Origin of the sequence: Bacillus sp. PDNC022, from assembly GCF_016919285.1 — a bacterium.
GTDB lineage: Bacteria > Bacillota > Bacilli > Bacillales > Bacillaceae > Bacillus > Bacillus safensis.
Window position 1 is genome coordinate 3,345,304 of record NZ_CP070345.1, and the last position, 17,616, is coordinate 3,362,919.

Below are 17,616 nucleotides of genomic sequence, written 5' to 3' on the forward strand. Positions count from 1 at the left end.
CGCTTACAAAATGGGGATGGGGGATAATTATGAAGCTCAAATTAGGATTTACGCTGCTGGCACTCTGTATGCTTGTCGTCACTGCCTGCAGTTCATCGACGAACTCAGATGCAAAAAAAGAAGGTGGAGCGGAGAAGCTTGAAATTTTCTCTTGGTGGACAGGAGCAGGTGAGGAGGACGGACTGAAGGCACTCATTCAATTGTTTGAAGAGGAGAATAAAGACATTCCAATTGAAAATGCAGCTGTCGCAGGTGGTGCTGGTACGAATGCAAAGGCTGTTCTCACTAGCCGGATGCAAGGAAATGACCCGCCTGCTACGTTTCAAGTGCATGGCGGGGCGGAGCTGAATGAGAGCTGGGTCGCGGCAGGCAAAATGGAGCCGCTGGATGATTTATATGAAAAAGAAGGCTGGAAAGACAAATTTCCAGAATCACTGATTGACCTTGTCAGCAAAGATGGGAAAATCTATTCCGTGCCAGTAAACATTCACAGGGGCAATGTGCTTTGGTATAACAAGAAGGTATTTGATGATGCAGGCTTAGAGCCGCCAACGACATTTGATGAATTTTTCAAAACAGCAGATGCATTAAAGAAAAAAGGAATTACACCACTTGCGCTTGGAGATAAGGAGCCTTGGGCAGCGACTCATTTGTTTGAAAGTGTTTTGCTGGGTGTATTAGGTGCAGATGGTTATCAAAAACTTTGGGCTGGCGATATGAAAATGGATGACGCAAAAGTGAAGGAAGCGGCAGACATCTTTGGACGTATGCTCGAATACGTCAATGATGATCACAGCTCACGTAACTGGCAAGATGCCTCACAGCTCGTGGCAAAAGGAGAAGCGGCAATGAATGTCATGGGTGACTGGGCGAAGGGGTACTTTGTGAATGATCTTGATTTGAAGGTGAATCAAGACTTTGGATACACGGCGACTCCTGGAACGGAAGGAAGCTTTATGGTGATCACCGATACATTCGGACTGCCAAAGGGTGTGAAACAGCCAGAAAACGTGAAGAAATTCTTATCTGTTTTAGGATCTGTGGAAGGACAGGATGCGTTTAATCCGCTAAAAGGATCAATTCCAGCACGTGTGGATGCAGATGTATCAAAATATGATGAATACGGAAAATCGGCGATGAAGGCATTTAAAGAGTCAAAACTGGCGCCGTCTCTTGCTCATGGCTCAGCTGCTGAAGAAGGGTTTGTGACAAAAGCGAATCAAGCCGTCAATATCTTCGTGACACAAAAAGACAGCAGTCAGTTTGTTTCATCTTTAAAAGATGCAATGAAATAAAGACGAAGGAGGCGGCGGCTAGGCACCGCCTCTTTTTTAAAAAGGAGTGTAGCTTCATGCGCATAGACACATCGCCGATGACAAAAACACCTGTGCCCAAAGTCAAACGTATGCGGAAAAAATGGAATGGAGACCAGCTGCTGGCACTGCTCTTTTTAGCCCCGTCAGCGGTTTTATTATTCATCTTTGTTTACGGTTTTATTGGCTGGACAGGATATGTGTCATTATCAAACTGGACCACGCTTGTTCCTGATTTCTCTTTCGCAGGTCTTCGCAATTATGTCATGCTGTTTCAAGATTTCCGCTTTCAATCAGATCTTCGAAACACGGTCTTTTTCACTTTATTTTTTATTGGAGCGGTCATTGTCTCTGGTCTTGCACTTGCAATTTTACTAGACCAGAAGATCAAGGGGGAATCTCTTTTTCGGAATTTATTCTTCTTTCCGATGGCCCTTTCTTTCGTTGTCACAGGAGTCGTATGGCAATGGATTTTAAACCCGTCAACTGGGGTGAATTTATTTTTGAAAACGCTTGGTATCCAGCCTAAGTGGTATACAGATACGAACATATTGGCCGGATTTGTCTGGGGGAAAATTGAGTTTGGTGTACCTGCGGCCATGATTGCTGTTGTGATTGCAGCTGTTTGGCAAATGACAGGCTTCTCTCTGGCGATGTATTTGGCGGGTCTGCGAGGAATTCCAGAGGAAGTAAGAGAGGCTGCTAGAATGGATGGCGCAACGGAGTGGCAGATTTACTGGAAAATCATCTTCCCTCTTTTAAAACCGATTACTGCAAGTGTCGTTATCATCATGGCTCATATTTCTTTAAAGATCTTCGATTTGATTTACTCGATGACAGGACCGGGTGCGAACTTTGTCACGGATGTTCCGGGCGTGTATATGTTTGAAATGACCTTTAGAGGAAACCATTATGCAGGCGGTGCCGCCATTGCAGTTGTCATGCTGATCTCTGTTGCGGTCTTTATCGTGCCATATCTCCTGTCGAGCCGGAAGGGGGCTTCATCATGACAGCCAGATGGTTTATCCGTCCAGTTCTTTATGCTTTATTGACTTTGTGCAGTCTCTTTTTTCTGATGCCTGTTTATGTCATGCTCGTCACAAGCTTGAAGCCATTAGGTGAAGTCACCCTTGAGCGAATGTGGTCGCTGCCATCTACTATCGATTTTTCAAGCTATCAAATCGCGTTTGAAAAGCTGGCGCCCAATTTAATGAATTCTCTTTATCTTGTCATTCCTGCTACTTTATTGTCCGCTGTTTTAGGTGCAATGAATGGCTATGTATTATCAAAATGGCGTTTCAAAGGATCAGAAATCGTCTTTACGCTGATGCTGTTTGGGATGTTTATTCCATATCAAAGTATCCTGATCCCACTCATTCAATTTTTGCGTGAAGTCGGATTGTATAATTCAATTCCAGGGCTTGTGCTTGTCCATGTCGTATACGGACTACCGATCACAACGCTCATGTTCCGAAATTTCTATGTGAGCATCCCCGATGAAATGATTGAATCGGCGAAAATGGATGGCGCAGGTTTTATTGGGATTTTCAGACATATGATTCTCCCGCTTTCGATCACAGGATTTGTTGTGGTGGCGATTTGGCAGTTCACAAATGTGTGGAATGAATTTTTATTTGCAGTCACGATGACCACTGCGGAGCATCAGCCGGTGATGGTTGCCTTGCAAAATCTATCAGGCAGTCAAATTGTGCAATGGAACGTCCAAATGGCAGGGGCGATATTGGCTGCGCTGCCGACACTACTCGTTTATATTCTTCTTGGAAAATACTTTGTCAAAGGGCTACTCGCAGGCTCTGTCAAAGGGTAAAATATTTTTTGTGTTATCGTTTTCATTCGGTGTACTGAAAGGATTGACTTCTCTTTAGATAGCGTCATAATAAAAGTTGAGACTTACTAGTTTTCATCAAGCTAGGTAAAGATTATCAAAGGGTAGCAAAGGGAGGAGTCATCCTGAATGAAGCAGTCACCAATTTTTTTACTGCCTGAATTGAAGGAGAGAATATGGGGAGGTACAGCCTTAAGGGATCAATTTGGCTATGATATTCCTTCTGATCAAACGGGAGAATGCTGGGCAATTTCTGCTCATCCAAACGGGCCAAGTGTCGTGAAAGACGGTCCATATAAAGGGAAAACGCTGATCGAACTTTGGGACAATCATAGAGAATTGTTCGGGGGGATAGAAGGCGACCGCTTCCCGCTGTTAACCAAAATATTAGATGCAAACCAAGACTTGTCCGTGCAAGTTCATCCAGATGATGATTATGCGGAAAGACATGAAAATGGCGAGCTTGGAAAAACAGAGTGCTGGTATATCATTGACTGCGAAGAAGGAGCAGAAATGATCTATGGGCACAATGCAAGAACAAGAACTGAGCTTGTCACCATGATGAATAGTGGAGATTGGGAAGGTCTTTTGCGGCGGGTGAAGATTAAGCCTGGTGATTTTTATTATGTGCCAAGCGGTACTATTCATGCGCTTTGCGAAGGAACGCTTGTCCTTGAAACGCAGCAAAGCTCAGATACAACCTATCGTGTATATGATTATGAACGAAAAGACCAGGATGGCAACGAACGTGAACTTCATTTTGCGCAAGCGATTGATGTCACAACGGTTCCTCATGTAGACGGGTATGCAGATGAATCAGTGGAAACGCGCCGGGGAGTGACCATTCGTACATTTGTCGAAGCAGAATATTTCTCTGTGTATAAATGGGAAGTTGATCAAAAAGTAGAGCTTTCGCAGGATTATCCATTTTTGCTATGCAGTGTGATTCATGGAGAAGGGTCTTTAGAGCATGATGGAAACACATATCCACTGCCAAAGGGCGCTCATTTTATTCTGCCGGCTGAAACAGGAAGCTTCTCAATTGAAGGATCTTGTGAACTGATTGTGTCGCATATATAAAAATGAAAAGACTTTCAAACTGTCATGTCAGCTTGAAAGTCTTTTTTATTACAAATATAGAAAGGTTAGTTTAGAACTTTATAAAAAGTGTCCATTGCTTTTTTATTATACTCTTTATAATTGAATGGAGCATAAGACGTGTGTGTCTGAGAGCTAAAGTTGTTTAAACCTTCTATAAGCCCATCAATACTGTTATTGACTAGAGCTCCGTATTTACCATTCTCTAAAACAGTCCTATTGGCAACGATATCTGTCGCTAAAATATCCATTCCTAGTGTCATTGCTTCTAAAAGGACCATTGGCTGCCCTTCATAATGTGAAGATAAAACAAAGCAATTACACATTTTTAGGATGGTAAATGGGTTTTCAACTTGGCCTACTAAGAACACATGGTTTTGCAATTCAAATTGTTCTATTAACATTTGAAGGTCATTCTTTAGTGGACCGTCACCGAGAATATATAGCCTGCTATTTGCGTTTGTTTCGACATGTTGCTTAAACGCAGTGATTAAATTATCTTGCCCTTTCTCTGGAGATAAGCGTCCCATATTAACAAAATTATAGTGATGTTTTGATGGATAAGGAACAAACTCATTTCTTATCTGGAACCCGCGAATTTCGATGATTTCAAGTGCTTTTTTATCTACCCAGCCTATTTCTTCATTATTGAGCTCTATTGCACAGTATGTTGATATAGGTGTGGTGACCTCTTCAGTGACATCAACTTCTTTTTGATTATATAGATAATAATCTTCCACGACTTGAAACCGTGTATTTTCATTTGTTTTATTATAAATTTTAAACTCATTCAAATGAAGCAAGGCAGAATAACTCACTTCTTTACGATTTAAAATAGATTGAGGGTCTAATTGTTTAAATGCTTTTACGTTTAACCACCCAATCACTTTTCCATCATAAGAAAATTGATAATAGGTAGATGAGTTGGTTTTATGGCTCTTGGTTACAGCTACGATCGCATCTTTATAGAGATCAGCGCTGCAGACTTCAGCATAACCGAAATTTGGATATGCTTTAGACCATACTTTATGATTTTCTGTATGAACAATCTTCATTTGCTTGTTTAAATTTCTTTCTAAAAGTGTTCTATTATTCAAAGAGTGAATAAATTCTTCATGTTTATGGTAATTTTCAGTTAATAATGTGTGCTTTTCTTTTTCGATCAATGCTTGTTTATCTTCAGGGAGATCAGCATTTACTTCGTAATTTTTCAGTATTTTTAGTGCTGAGGAATCTATCCAGCCTATTAGTTGTTTATTAATATAAAATCTGCTATAAACGGAACGTTCAGTTCTAGCTTCTCTATCTATTTCCACCATAATGTTCTTATATGGATGGCTAGAAGAAACCTTTTTAATTCCCTTCGTTTTAAAGGGTTTTGACCAAATATCATTGCGCTTAGGAGATGCAATCACTGCTAGTTTATGAACTTCTTCTTCACATATAATGCTATCTGGTAGAATCTTAAACGCTTCTTTATTCAACCATCCCACCACATGATCTTCATAAGTGAATTTGTATAAAACTTCGTTTTGTTTTGTTACAGCTTTTCTTGTAATCATGACCACTTTATTTTCAAATTCTTTAGCTGAAAAAGTGTGGGAATTATTTTCTATTAATGTAGGGAGTATTTTATCGTGTTTACTGCTTAAAATTTTAGCCCTGGATTTAAAAGGTTTATTCGATATGATTAGGCTGTTATCGTCTTCTTCGCTAGAAGTTAATTCTGTTCCTAAAATTTTGTCTGGGTTAATGGAGTTCATTACATAATCAAATTTACTTTCTTCTGCATATTGAGATAAATTCTGTTTGTTTAACTCCATTGTCCCTTTAGAGACACTCACTAACTTATCGAATTTATCATATATGGTGAATAAACCTCTCAGATTAATTCTATGAGGTTTCTTACCGTTAATCGTTCTTTCGCTATCTGAGAGAAGATCATTATGCATAAAACATATTTTTGTTTTCGCATCTGCAGAAACAAGATATTTAGCCCAGTATAAACTATAGCCACTAAAATCAATCACATGATCAAAAGTGGATTTTCCGAATAGGCGCTTGAATTCTCTGGAATAAGCTTCTTGTGGATAGAGTCTTTTTTCTAGTTTCCCTTTTGCTCCGCGATTATGAATTAATTTATCTTTATAAACTTCTTGCAGAGTATATACAGGTAAGCCCGGCTTGAAGATAAATCTGACATTTTTATTGACTTTTGCAATATTATTTAATACTTCTTTTGAGTTTGGTGTACTCATATAACAACTCACATCATATTTATCATAATCAATATTTTGAGTTAAGTTAATGAAAGAGGAAGTAATACCATTATTTTTCATACCTCCTGGATATATCAATATCTTTTCTTTCACTTTATTATGAGTATTGATGCAGCGAACGGTTTCAGTCTCATTATTGAAGATAGCCTCAACTACTCTTTCAGTCACTTTACCATCGTCGTACTTTGTGAAGTCATGTTTAAACCGCTCATACTTGGTTTTGAATTCTAAACTTATTTCCTTTATTCGACCAATTGATTCTGCCAAATCTCTTATATTATAGACACGAGGTCCTGGAAGGTCTTCAAGATTAAAATACATTCCCCGTTCTTCGTTATATTCATCTGCGTCCCACATATAAAATAGGACTGGTTTATTTGTAACTAAAAAATCAAAGAATATACTCGAATAGTCAGTGATCAATAAATCGGTCGCACTTAAAAGCACATTTGTATCAATAAAATCCGGTATAAGCCGGCCTTGTAATTCCGTTGATCGACTTGCTTGGTGATAAAGAAATGGATGAAGCTTAAGAAGAATATTATATTCTTGACCGCATCGTTCTTGTAAGTAATTCAGGTCAGAAGTGATCTGAGTTAAATTATTTTTAACCTTACCAACATTCGTCCCTTTCCATGTTGGTGCATATACAATAGTTTTTTTCTCTAAAGATAGGCTAACTCCAAAAGATTGAAGATTTTTTTTAAATGCGAGAGGGTCAGTATTTAACGTTAGATCAATTCTTGGATATCCTTCTTCTATTATTTTCCCTGAAAAAATGTGTTTTAGCTTATAGCTATTTAAGAACATACTTGTTGTATGTTCATTTGGGCTAATAAGATAGTCTGAGCTTAAAAAATTTCTTAATACGTTCTGAGAATGTGCGGGATTTCCTGGAATATCAAAGCCCATATACTTTAATGGTGTACCATGCCACGTATTAATATAGACTTGCTCTTCTTTACATATAAAAAATGGTTGGAAAGTAGAGTTATTGATTAAATATTTTGCAGTGGCTAAATATTTCAAATAGTCTTTAGAATTTCTTTTGACAAAAATCACGTTTTTGTCATCTCTATACTTATTTAAAATTGGTTTTAATGTTTCAAAGTCTTCAATAGACCAAATGTGAGTATAGTCTTTAAAATTAGGCTGATGAAGCAAATATTCAAAAATGGCTAAAGGACTATCAGTCATGCTTTTTCCATCTCTAGATTCATAAAGTACGGTTTTATCAACAACATCAAGATGTTGATAATAGTATGCATATAGGTTGTTCCTTTGGTGTCTCTTATCTTTAATAAAATTTCTTAAAGGGTCTTTTAGAAAGTTTATTTTTCTTTTTAAAATCTTTTTGTTCCGTTTTAGGATCTTCTTAATCATGATTGTGACTCCTTTTAATATTCCTTTTTAAAAAGTCAAGAATTTGTTGTAATATACAGACAAGGGAATTTAAAAATTCGATAAAAAAATACAAATGATGCTATATGATACCATATCTTTAAAGAGAAATTAATAAAATACTGAATCTTTAATGGAAAGTTAAGATGATGAAATGATATTTAGGGGAAAAACATCCTGAAAATGTCATTTTTCATAGATAGATATAAATATATTGAGTCTTTAGTTGTTAAAATAATTAGGTGATTCTGTCGATAAAGAGATTAGTAAGCTATTATGCAAATTTAAGAGAGGGACAGGGAACATGAAAAAAACTATCAAGATTATGTTACTCGCAGCTGCCTTTAGTATGACATTACACACGGGTAAAGAAGCGCAAGCAGCCTCCTATGTCGACCAATCCATTTATACGATGAACACCACAAAGGTATTTACAACAGAAGCAGAAGTGAAAAAAGCAGTGGAAACACTGAAGAAAGACAAAAAGTGGAGAGCCACTTATCAAACTTCAGGAAATACGTCGACCTATCAGCTCACTGCTTCAGGATATGAGTCGCAAGCAGCAGCGGATGCAAGTGCAGCTGCATTAAAAAAAGAAGTGGGCATGAGCGGTACGGTGTCTCCAGTAGGTGACCGCCTTCCTTTACAAAAGGTCGTATCTGACCCAGTCAATGATGAAAGTCAGGCGAAAAAGCTCTCACTTGAGCTAACAAAAACATCAGGGCTCAATAGCTCCTATGAAGTCATCAATCAAAGCAGACCTTCTTATCAGGTCATATCAGGAGCCATTGATTCTGAAACGAAAGTCAAAAATATTCAAACTGAGCTGCAAAAACAGGCAGGCGTCACCAGTACATACCAAACCGAAACGCAAGCTGGCACTGTGTATCAGCTGATTTCAAGCGGTATTGTTGGACAAAGTAAGGCGAATACCATTCTGCAAGGTTTTCAAAAGGAATCCGGTTTAAAAGCAGTGCTCCAAACGGTGACAGCGGGTAAACCGTATTACATCGTCACATCCGGTGCACAAGCGAACCAGTCGAAAGCACAGACGCTCCTTACCCAGATGCAAAAAGAAGCAAAGATCAGCGGGAAGATTCAAAAGACAGGTGCCTTAAAAAATGTCTACAGCTTGGAATCAGGCTATTTCAAAGACAACAAACAAGCAGCTTCAGCTGCGGCTCAAATTAAGAAGCAAACCGGTGCTGCAGGTACTGTGCAGCGAGTGGGAAAAACAAAAAATTATATCGTGAAGCTCAATCAATTAAACGATACAGCTTACGCAAAAACGATAGCTTTTTTCAAGAAAAAGAAATGGCGCTACACGTCCAAAAAGATTTCTTCTACACAGCCATATCAAGTAGTGACGGGGAATCTTTTAGGAGATGACCAAGCGAAAAAAGCAGCGGCTTTCTTCCAAAAGAAAAAAGTATCTGCGACAACGAAAAAAACAGGCAAGGTATCAGACAGCACGTACCGACTCGTGGTCAATCAAGCAGTGGACCAAGCGAAAGTGAATAAAGGTGCTGCATACTTAAAAACGCAGAAGCTGACAAGCAGCATCAAGACAAGTAAGGGACAAGCTGTCAGCAAAACGTATAGTCTCAAGACAACGCCTGTATTTGAACAAAGTAAAGTGAAGCAGGCTCAAGAGATCATCAAGAAAAATGGCATTGCCAGCAGTACAAAAACGCTGAAAGAAGCGGTCAAGCAATACCGTATCACGACAGAGCCGACAGTGAATCAGACAAAACTGAATCAAGCACTCAGCTATTTGACGAAACAAAAAATGAAGGCAGCTGCTCAAAAAACAGGCGCAGCCGATTATGCTCAATTTCAGATCAAAACAGGTGTCATCTCAACCACTGCACTTCGTGACCGAGGCATGACATTTTTCAAAAAACGGAATGAAACTGCTGCGTATACAACAACAACGAAACCAGCTTACAAAATCAACATTACGCAGCAATTTACAGGGTTACCAACTGTAAATGAAGCCATTGCTTTTGTGAAAAGCCAATATGGCTGGACAGCCACAGCTGTAAAAATTAAAAATGGCCCAATGGTCATGCAAACGAATTACAACCTTACTGTCAATGAGATGGTAAATAAACAAATGAAGGTATCACCACAGACAGATGGTGCGGCCTATGTTTATGCGCCATATGTAGACCAAGCAACATCGACAGTGAATACGGACGGTTTAAATGTCCGTTCTACACCTGATTCGAGCTCTGCAAGCAACATTGTGGCACAGCTGAATAAAGGAGCAAAAGTGAAACAGCTTGGAAAAGAAGGAAACTGGATCAGGATCAACCTCGGCTGGAGAAATGCAAGTGCAGCAGAGGTGCAAAAATATGTAGATCCAGCTAATATTGCCGAAGGCACGCAATCTTATTTTCAATTTCTGAAACTCTCTGAAACTGCGAATCTCAATCCGGCAGAGGTCAATTCAAAGATTTTAGCAGGAAAAGGGATTCTTGCGGGTAAAGGACAAGCCTTTATTACAGCAGCAAAAACGTACCATATCAACGAAATTTATCTTATTTCTCATGCGCTGCTTGAAACGGGTAACGGAAGTTCCATTTTAGCGAATGGTACAATGTTTAATGGAAAGAAAGTATATAACATGTATGGCATTGGCGCATATGACAGCAATCCGAATTATCTTGGTGCAAAGTATGCGTATGAACAACAATGGTTCACGCCAGAGGCGGCCATTATTGGCGGAGCAAAATTCATTGGCAACAGTTATATCAATAATGCCACATACAAGCAAGATACAATTTATAAAATGCGCTGGTCAGCTGCAGCAACTCATCAATATGCAACAGATATTGGCTGGGCTTCAAAGCAAGTGACTCGCATGTTTAGTTTGTATAACCTGCTTGATGACTATACGCTTTATTACGATATCCCGGTGTATAACAAATAAAAAAACGTCCGTGCTTCCTAATGAGAAGCCGGACGTTTTTTGTGTAAGAGCAGCTGCTGTTCAATAAATGAGAGGAGCTGCTGACTGGATTGTCCCTTTGAATATTGGTTCCATTCCTCAGCAAAGGTTTTGATTCGTTCTTTATTTGTTGATCTGTTTAGGTGCAAAAGCTCCTGCAAGAGCATGTCTTGAGTGACGCAGGCCTTTCCAGGAATGAGGTCTTCATACCGATCGACTAAGCCGCGTTTCTCCCGATAAGTGTCTAAGTCATAAGTGAAGAACAAGACAGGCTTTTCGAGCAGTGCATACTCAAACACAATCGACGAATAATCTGTCACTAGGACATCACAAGCACAAAGCAATGGATAGAGCGGCTGATCGGACACATCAAATATCCATTCACCGTCTGTTTCTGCTTTCGCTAAATGTTTGACAGCAGGATGAAGTTTGACGAGCAGAATGTACTCGCCATTCAGCTCAGTTTTCAACTGCTCTTTTGAAAAAGGCAGGACAAGACCGTCCATTGCAAAGTCTCGATAAGTCGGTGCATAGAGCAGGATCTTTTTCCCTTTTGGAACATCCTTCAGCTTCAAGGAAGGATGGGGCTGTTCATAGTACACATCCGTCAGTGGTACACCAGTTGGTAAAAAGCGTTCATCATTGAATCCAAACGAGGTCTTGAAAATCTCACGCATGTGATCTGAGCCTGTCACGATGTAATCAAAAGACGCATAAACACGTTTGAAGCGTTCGATGTCACGTGGACTCCGGCCAGAATTTGAAGCATCTTCAAGCCCGAACTTTTTCAAAGCGCCATTGGCATGCCAAACTTGAATACAGGTGGTAGAAGGCCGTTTTCTGAGCACACTCGTCATGAGAAAGTAATTATCCGTCACAACAACCTTGCTTTTAAACATCGTATACATACATTGAATGAGATGGAGAGGGTTTTTTTCATGAAAATAGCGAAATGACAGATGAGGCCCGTCCTTTTCTATCGCAGAAGCATGCTTCGTATAGAGGACAGTGAGCTTCATTGTCATGTTCGCCTGTTGTTGATAAGTATGAATGAGAGCAGCCGCATTCTCTTGGAATGAAACAAGCAGCGTCACCTGGTTTTCACGAGGTTTCACGCCGCTCATCAGCCATCCAATGAAAGAAATAAAAGCTGCGTAACATGAAATCATCATTGAGCGTATATTCATCATTTATCAGTCTCTCACAGCTGCTTCGTCTGATCCTTTACCTGCTCAGGATAGTAACGTTTTTTTCCTTTGCTTTCCTTTAAGACGGCAAAAGCGTACTTAGGAATATTCAGCATTCGTTTCCATCTCCATGGATTCACAATCAATCTGTACAGCCATTCTGTATTTGTCTTAATCATCCAGCGTGGTGCACGCTTCACTGTTCCGCTAAATACATCAAAGCTTCCGCCTAAACCGATGCAAACAGCCTGCGGGAATAAATGGCGGTATTCATAAATAAAGTTCTCTTGGTTTGGATAACCTAAAGCAACGAACACCATATCAGGTTTCGAGCGCGCGATTTGCTTCGCTACGAAACGTTTATCGGCTTGATATCCGTCACAGCTTCCTGCAAGGACCACATTTGGATATTCCGTATCAATTCGCTGTTTCACAGCCTCAAGCACTTCTTTTTTCGCACCATATAAAAAGATTCTTTTAGACTGTTTGTTTGCTAGATCAAGCATAGACATGAAGACATCAAAGCCGGCAATTCTTGACTTAAGCGGACTTTGGGTCATGCGAGACATCAATACGACGCCTATACCATCCGGCAGTACATAATCCGCAGATGAGACGACTTGATGGTACGCATGATCCTTCATGACGGCATAGCCTATCTCTGGATTGACAGTCGCAATCATGGCGCCTCTTCTCTGAGAAATATGGTGCTGATTCATATAACTGATAAATTCATCTAAGTCGCCGTTTACATAAGAAAGGTTAGAGACCACTTCTGTTTGCATTGTTTAGACCTCCTTTTTATCTTGTTATCTATGAACGTTCATTGTAAATTCAATCTTTGTCTACTCATCATTTTATCATAGATGCTCCATGAAATATTAACAATAACTTTACAAACCTTTAAATTTCATGACATTTTCAGCAATTCATATGGACGATCCTTTGTGAAACATTGATTCTTCGGACTTTCCCTTCTGTGCCCAATAAATTGGAAATAGTTTGTCTTTACATTTTCTTAACCTTTCATAGGCGTTGTGATATAATGAACTTCCGAAGAGCGAAAAAATGATCGATGATAATAGGATTACGGATAACATTACTGCTTGAAGCAGACGAATAAGGATGAAAGAAAGGAGTTTATGTTTGCAATGAAGAAAGTTATTACTTACGGTACATTTGATTTATTACACTGGGGGCACATTAAGCTGCTAGAACGTGCAAAGCAGCTTGGAGATTACTTAGTGGTGGCCATTTCTACAGACGAGTTTAATTTGCAAAAATCAAAAAAAGCTTATCATAGTTACGAGCATAGAAAGCTGATTCTTGAAACCATTCGTTATGTTGACGAAGTCATTCCAGAAAACAGCTGGGATCAAAAAGTCCATGATGTGCAAGAGCATGATATTGATGTGTTTGTTATGGGAGATGACTGGGAAGGCAAGTTCGATTTCTTAAAAGAACATTGCGATGTCGTGTACTTGAAGAGAACCGAAGGCATTTCGACAACACAAATTAAAGAAGAAATTGCTGGACTTTAATAGATCAAAAAAGTACTTCTTATCTTTTGGTAAGAAGTACTTTTTCATGTAAAATACAATGAGTAAGTCAACAATATTATGAAGGAGAGCTTCCTTTGTTTCAAAATTGGATGAAGAAAAAAGTTGAACACACATTAGATCAACCTGAACAACTTGAAACAATGACATCAGTTGACATGCCTGATATGGACTACTACTTTATTATGGGTGATGTACCAAAACAGGATGAGAGCTTAACGATAACGAAGTCTTTAAAGACAAGAATAAAGCCATTAGCTGATCAACATAAACGTACTGCAATTTTAACTTTGAATTATGATGCAAATGTGAAGGAACGTATTCACAGCATGGAAGAGATCTTTTCTCCTGAGGTTGACATCTTGAATGTGTATGAACACTATATTCTACCGGAAAGCGGTAGTAAAAGACGTTACTCGGAATTTATTGTTGGTGAATCATCGCATTCGATCAATGAAGCAGTGATTCCTGCAGATGAATCCACGATTCAAGTGACGAGATATGAACGATCTTCTTCTCCCATTTGTTATATTGAACAATATAATGAAGAGCAGCAATTGGTGAAAAGGGAAGAATATAATTGGCAGGGCGTTTTATGCAGAGTTCAAAGCTTTGTTCCCCATACAGGTGCACTATACTTAGAGGAACTGATCAATGACGATGGCAGTATTTATATGGAGTTCATCTACAATGGAGATGTAAAAAAGAATCCGGTTCGACATATTAATTGGTATAAAAAAACAGGTATTCAAACATTTACAAAGAAGACGGATATTAAACAATTATGGCTGTCCAGCATTCAATCACAAAATGACCGTTTGAAATTGATGATCACAGAAGACCGTGATCAAGACCGCCATTTGTTTAAAATTGAGCAGCCTGAAACAACTTATTATGCTACATTTGTGCATGACGCACATTATGAGGAAGAGCAGCATCAGCTGAAACCCCAATATGAGGAATTGTTTAAACAAATAAGAAAACAGCAAGTGGATGCCGTATTCTTTGGAGATACTAAGCATAAAGAAGATGTCGAGAAGGTTTTAGGAGAACAAGCCTGTTTTTATATTATGTCTTCTGGTAAAATGTCTGTTTGGAATACAGCACTTTATCATATGCTCGAAAATCGTGAGCGTAAAGACGAACTAAGAAGGATTGTAGATTGTACAAAATGGATCTTGCGTGATCTAAGCTCTGAGAACCATGTTCTTCATCTTCAGCTTGAGTTAAAAGATGAAATGAGTCATGCGGATCATGTACAAATCGATTTTGCAGGATATGATCGAGTGAATGGGGCTGAAATCATTTCTCAAACAATCGATGAAAACCTTTTAGTCAGCTTTCCAATTGGCCATTTTCAAACAAAGAAAAACATTGAAATTAACCAAACGAAATATGTTGATTTTTACATCCGGTTTAAGACAGAAGACCGGCAAGAAGTCCTGCATCGCCTAAAGGTAGATGAAGAGTTGCTCACCAACAAACCTTCATCGCTAGATGGATGGTCGTATCAAACGAAACAAGGAAACTATTCTTGGAAAGTGAAGTAGCGATACACTAACAGTAAGATTTCTGAAACAGAGGAGATTAACGATTAATGATTGAAGAGGGAATTCATAAGAAGAGTGTCGTTGAAGGGTTAAAAAATCAACATGATAAACTAGAAATGCTCATTCGCATCGACGATGACATGCCATTAACAGAAAGAAAATTTTATTTGTTTATAAGGGAGAGAGTGTCAAAACAAGAACTTTTTCTTCCGCTTGTTCATCAAGAAGAGAATCTATTCAAATTGGTATTGAGTGATACATCGCTTCCGCTTGCGTTAGAGCAAGGCCAGACATATAACTTGTATGTCACGGACTATCTGAGCACTAACAAAGAAGAGGATGAAGACGAGCTTGAGGACTCAGCCTATGATTCTGATTCAGAAGAAGAGGAAGACGAAGTAAAAGAAGCGGATCTCAATACAGATATTGAATCTGAAGAGAAAACGTCATACTATAAACGCCGTTTAAAAATGGAAATAGAAAAGCCTGAGCTGACTTTTTTAGAAAATAAAGACGCCATGCTGTATATCATTCCATACCGCACAGACAAAGGGAATGCTTCTTTGAAAATCAAACGTGAGCTGAAGGTTGTAAAATTCAATCATATCGAGCTCAACAAAGGATGTATGTTATCTTTATCCGGTTATGCAGGCGTTCTAAGTGCAGAACATCCGTATGAGATCAAAGAAGCAAAGCTTCTATTGAAGAAAAATGGTGAAGAACCAATTGAGCATCGTTTTCCGGTAAATATCACCCATATAAAAGATGAAGTGATCGAATACCGTGAAGATCAACGTGTACCACAGCTTTATCAATTTTTAGCAGAAGTTCCTTTAGAGGAATTGACCTATTCCTTGAACAAACGCCTTGTATATCGCTTCTATCTTGAATTTATCTGCGATGTGAACGGAGCAGAGGAAACATTAACAACCACTTCTTTAGTGCTTGGAGACCGCTCGAACAAACTCAAAGGACTTGTTCAAATCCATAAAAGAAACGATGTACCGATTCGATATGAAGTGTACCGAAAGAAAAAGAGACAAACGCTTGGCATACGAATTAATGATTACACAATGAAGACACGTGCGAAGTATTACGTTAAAAGCAAATGGAAGAAATTCAAAAAGCAGATCGGCAAAATCAAAAAAGTCCGTAACCGCCTTGTGACAAGAACGTTTAAAACGACCTTTAAGCTGGCGAGTAAGCTGTCTGTGAAAAAGAAAACCGTTGTATTTGAAAGCTTTAATGGAAAACAATTCAGTTGTAACCCGCGTGGGATTTATGAGTATATGAAAGAAAATCACCCTGAATATACGCTGATCTGGAGCGTTAAAAAGGGTCATGAAGCACCGTTTAAGGAAAAAGGCATCTACTATATCAATCGTCTGTCATTGAAATGGATCTTTGCGATGGCAAGAGCTGAGTACTGGGTCGTAAACAGCCGTTTGCCGCTATGGGTTCCAAAGCCAGGTCACACAACATACTTGCAGACTTGGCATGGTACGCCGTTAAAACGATTGGCAATGGACATGGACGAGGTGCATATGCCTGGAACAAACACGAAGAAATACAAAAAGAATTTCACGAAAGAAGCATCGAATTGGGATTATCTCATTTCTCCTAATGCCTACTCGACTGAAATTTTTACACGTGCGTTCCAATTCCAAAAGACTATGATTGAGTCAGGATATCCGAGAAATGACTTCCTTCACAATCAAAACAATGAAGAAACGATGAGAGCACTGAAACAAAAAATGAACCTGCCGCTGGATAAAAAATTGATCTTATACGCACCGACATGGAGAGACGACCAATTTTATAAAAAAGGGCAGTACAAATTTGATTTAGACCTTGATCTGCATGAGCTCAGAGCTGCAATCGGAGATGAATATATCATCATTCTGCGTATGCACTATCTAGTTGCTGAAAACTTTGATTTAGGGCCATATGAAGGCTTTGCCTATGACTTCTCTCATTACGAAGACATTAGAGACCTTTATATGATTTCAGATCTGCTCATTACAGATTACTCATCTGTGTTCTTTGATTATGCAAACCTCAAACGTCCGATGCTGTTCTATGTGCCAGACATTGAAACATATCGAGACAAGCTCAGAGGCTTTTACTTCGACTTTGAACAAGAAGCACCTGGACCACTTGTGAAAGAGACAGCAAGTGTCATTGACTGGGTAAGAGAAACAGAACAGCCGACCTTTACACTACCAGAATCATTCGCACCGTTTTATGAGAAATTCTGCTACTTAGAGACTGGAGAATCTTCGAAGAGGGTCGTTGAAGTGGTGTTTGAATAATAAATAATGATAAGCACTATTAAGGGGAATCAATCAAAATGTAAACCACCTTAATAGTGCTTTTTTTGGTTTGATTATTTAAAATTGTAATTTATCCTCCAAGATAATGTTAACTTTG

The 17,616-nt window shown here is 39.0% G+C and carries 11 protein-coding genes; 8 read left to right on the top strand and 3 right to left on the bottom strand.

Annotated features, from left to right (window positions below; genetic code table 11):
• Nucleotides 1–29: 29 nt before the first annotated feature.
• The 4 genes from JVX94_RS17080 (at nucleotide 30) to manA (ending at nucleotide 4,239) form a co-directional block, all read left to right on the top strand.
• The gene (locus JVX94_RS17080) at nucleotides 30–1,295 is read left to right on the top strand and encodes an ABC transporter substrate-binding protein (protein ID WP_095409711.1); all 1,266 of its coding nucleotides are present in this window, start codon (nucleotides 30–32) and stop codon (nucleotides 1,293–1,295) included.
• Between the two features lie 56 nt (nucleotides 1,296–1,351).
• On the top strand, nucleotides 1,352–2,323 hold the full coding sequence (locus tag JVX94_RS17085) for a carbohydrate ABC transporter permease (protein WP_034624582.1): 972 nt from the start codon (nucleotides 1,352–1,354) through the stop codon (nucleotides 2,321–2,323).
• Nucleotides 2,320–3,141 carry a carbohydrate ABC transporter permease gene (locus JVX94_RS17090; RefSeq protein WP_144471992.1) on the top strand — a complete coding sequence of 274 codons (822 nt, stop codon included), beginning with the start codon at nucleotides 2,320–2,322 and terminating at the stop codon, nucleotides 3,139–3,141. The genes JVX94_RS17085 and JVX94_RS17090 overlap by 4 nt, the downstream gene beginning before the upstream one ends.
• Nucleotides 3,142–3,288: 147 nt before the next feature.
• On the top strand, nucleotides 3,289–4,239 hold the full coding sequence (gene manA, locus JVX94_RS17095; protein ID WP_095409709.1) for a mannose-6-phosphate isomerase, class I: 951 nt from the start codon (nucleotides 3,289–3,291) through the stop codon (nucleotides 4,237–4,239).
• A 65-nt stretch (nucleotides 4,240–4,304) separates the two neighbouring features.
• On the opposite strand, the gene JVX94_RS17100 is transcribed toward manA, so the two are convergent.
• A complete protein-coding gene (locus JVX94_RS17100) occupies nucleotides 4,305–7,919 on the bottom strand; it encodes a CDP-glycerol glycerophosphotransferase family protein (RefSeq protein ID WP_144483718.1) in 3,615 nt (1,204 codons plus the stop codon).
• A 322-nt stretch (nucleotides 7,920–8,241) separates the two neighbouring features.
• On the opposite strand from JVX94_RS17100, the gene JVX94_RS17105 reads away from it, so the two are divergent.
• Entirely contained in the window at nucleotides 8,242–10,872 is a 2,631-nt protein-coding gene (locus JVX94_RS17105; RefSeq protein ID WP_205183908.1) for an N-acetylglucosaminidase, read from the top strand.
• 17 nt (nucleotides 10,873–10,889) lie between these two features.
• On the opposite strand, the gene JVX94_RS17110 is transcribed toward JVX94_RS17105, so the two are convergent.
• Nucleotides 10,890–12,080: a CDP-glycerol glycerophosphotransferase family protein gene (locus tag JVX94_RS17110; RefSeq protein WP_095409706.1), complete on the bottom strand. Its 1,191-nt coding sequence runs from the start codon at nucleotides 12,078–12,080 to the stop codon at nucleotides 10,890–10,892.
• Between the two features lie 11 nt (nucleotides 12,081–12,091).
• Complete coding sequence (locus tag JVX94_RS17115; protein WP_144471996.1) at nucleotides 12,092–12,862, bottom strand: WecB/TagA/CpsF family glycosyltransferase; 771 nt, start codon at nucleotides 12,860–12,862, stop codon at nucleotides 12,092–12,094.
• 366 nt (nucleotides 12,863–13,228) lie between these two features.
• Here JVX94_RS17115 and tagD point away from each other — a divergent pair, with 366 nt between their 5' ends.
• From tagD to JVX94_RS17130, 3 genes are all read left to right on the top strand, one after another.
• Nucleotides 13,229–13,618 (top strand): glycerol-3-phosphate cytidylyltransferase, encoded by a 390-nt coding sequence (gene tagD / locus JVX94_RS17120; protein WP_095409705.1) that lies wholly within the window; start codon nucleotides 13,229–13,231, stop codon nucleotides 13,616–13,618.
• A 95-nt stretch (nucleotides 13,619–13,713) separates the two neighbouring features.
• Nucleotides 13,714–15,186 (top strand): alpha-glucosyltransferase N-terminal domain-containing protein, encoded by a 1,473-nt coding sequence (locus JVX94_RS17125; RefSeq protein WP_205183910.1) that lies wholly within the window; start codon nucleotides 13,714–13,716, stop codon nucleotides 15,184–15,186.
• A 47-nt stretch (nucleotides 15,187–15,233) separates the two neighbouring features.
• Entirely contained in the window at nucleotides 15,234–17,498 is a 2,265-nt protein-coding gene (locus JVX94_RS17130) for a CDP-glycerol glycerophosphotransferase family protein (RefSeq protein ID WP_197197631.1), read from the top strand.
• Nucleotides 17,499–17,616: the final 118 nt, after the last annotated feature.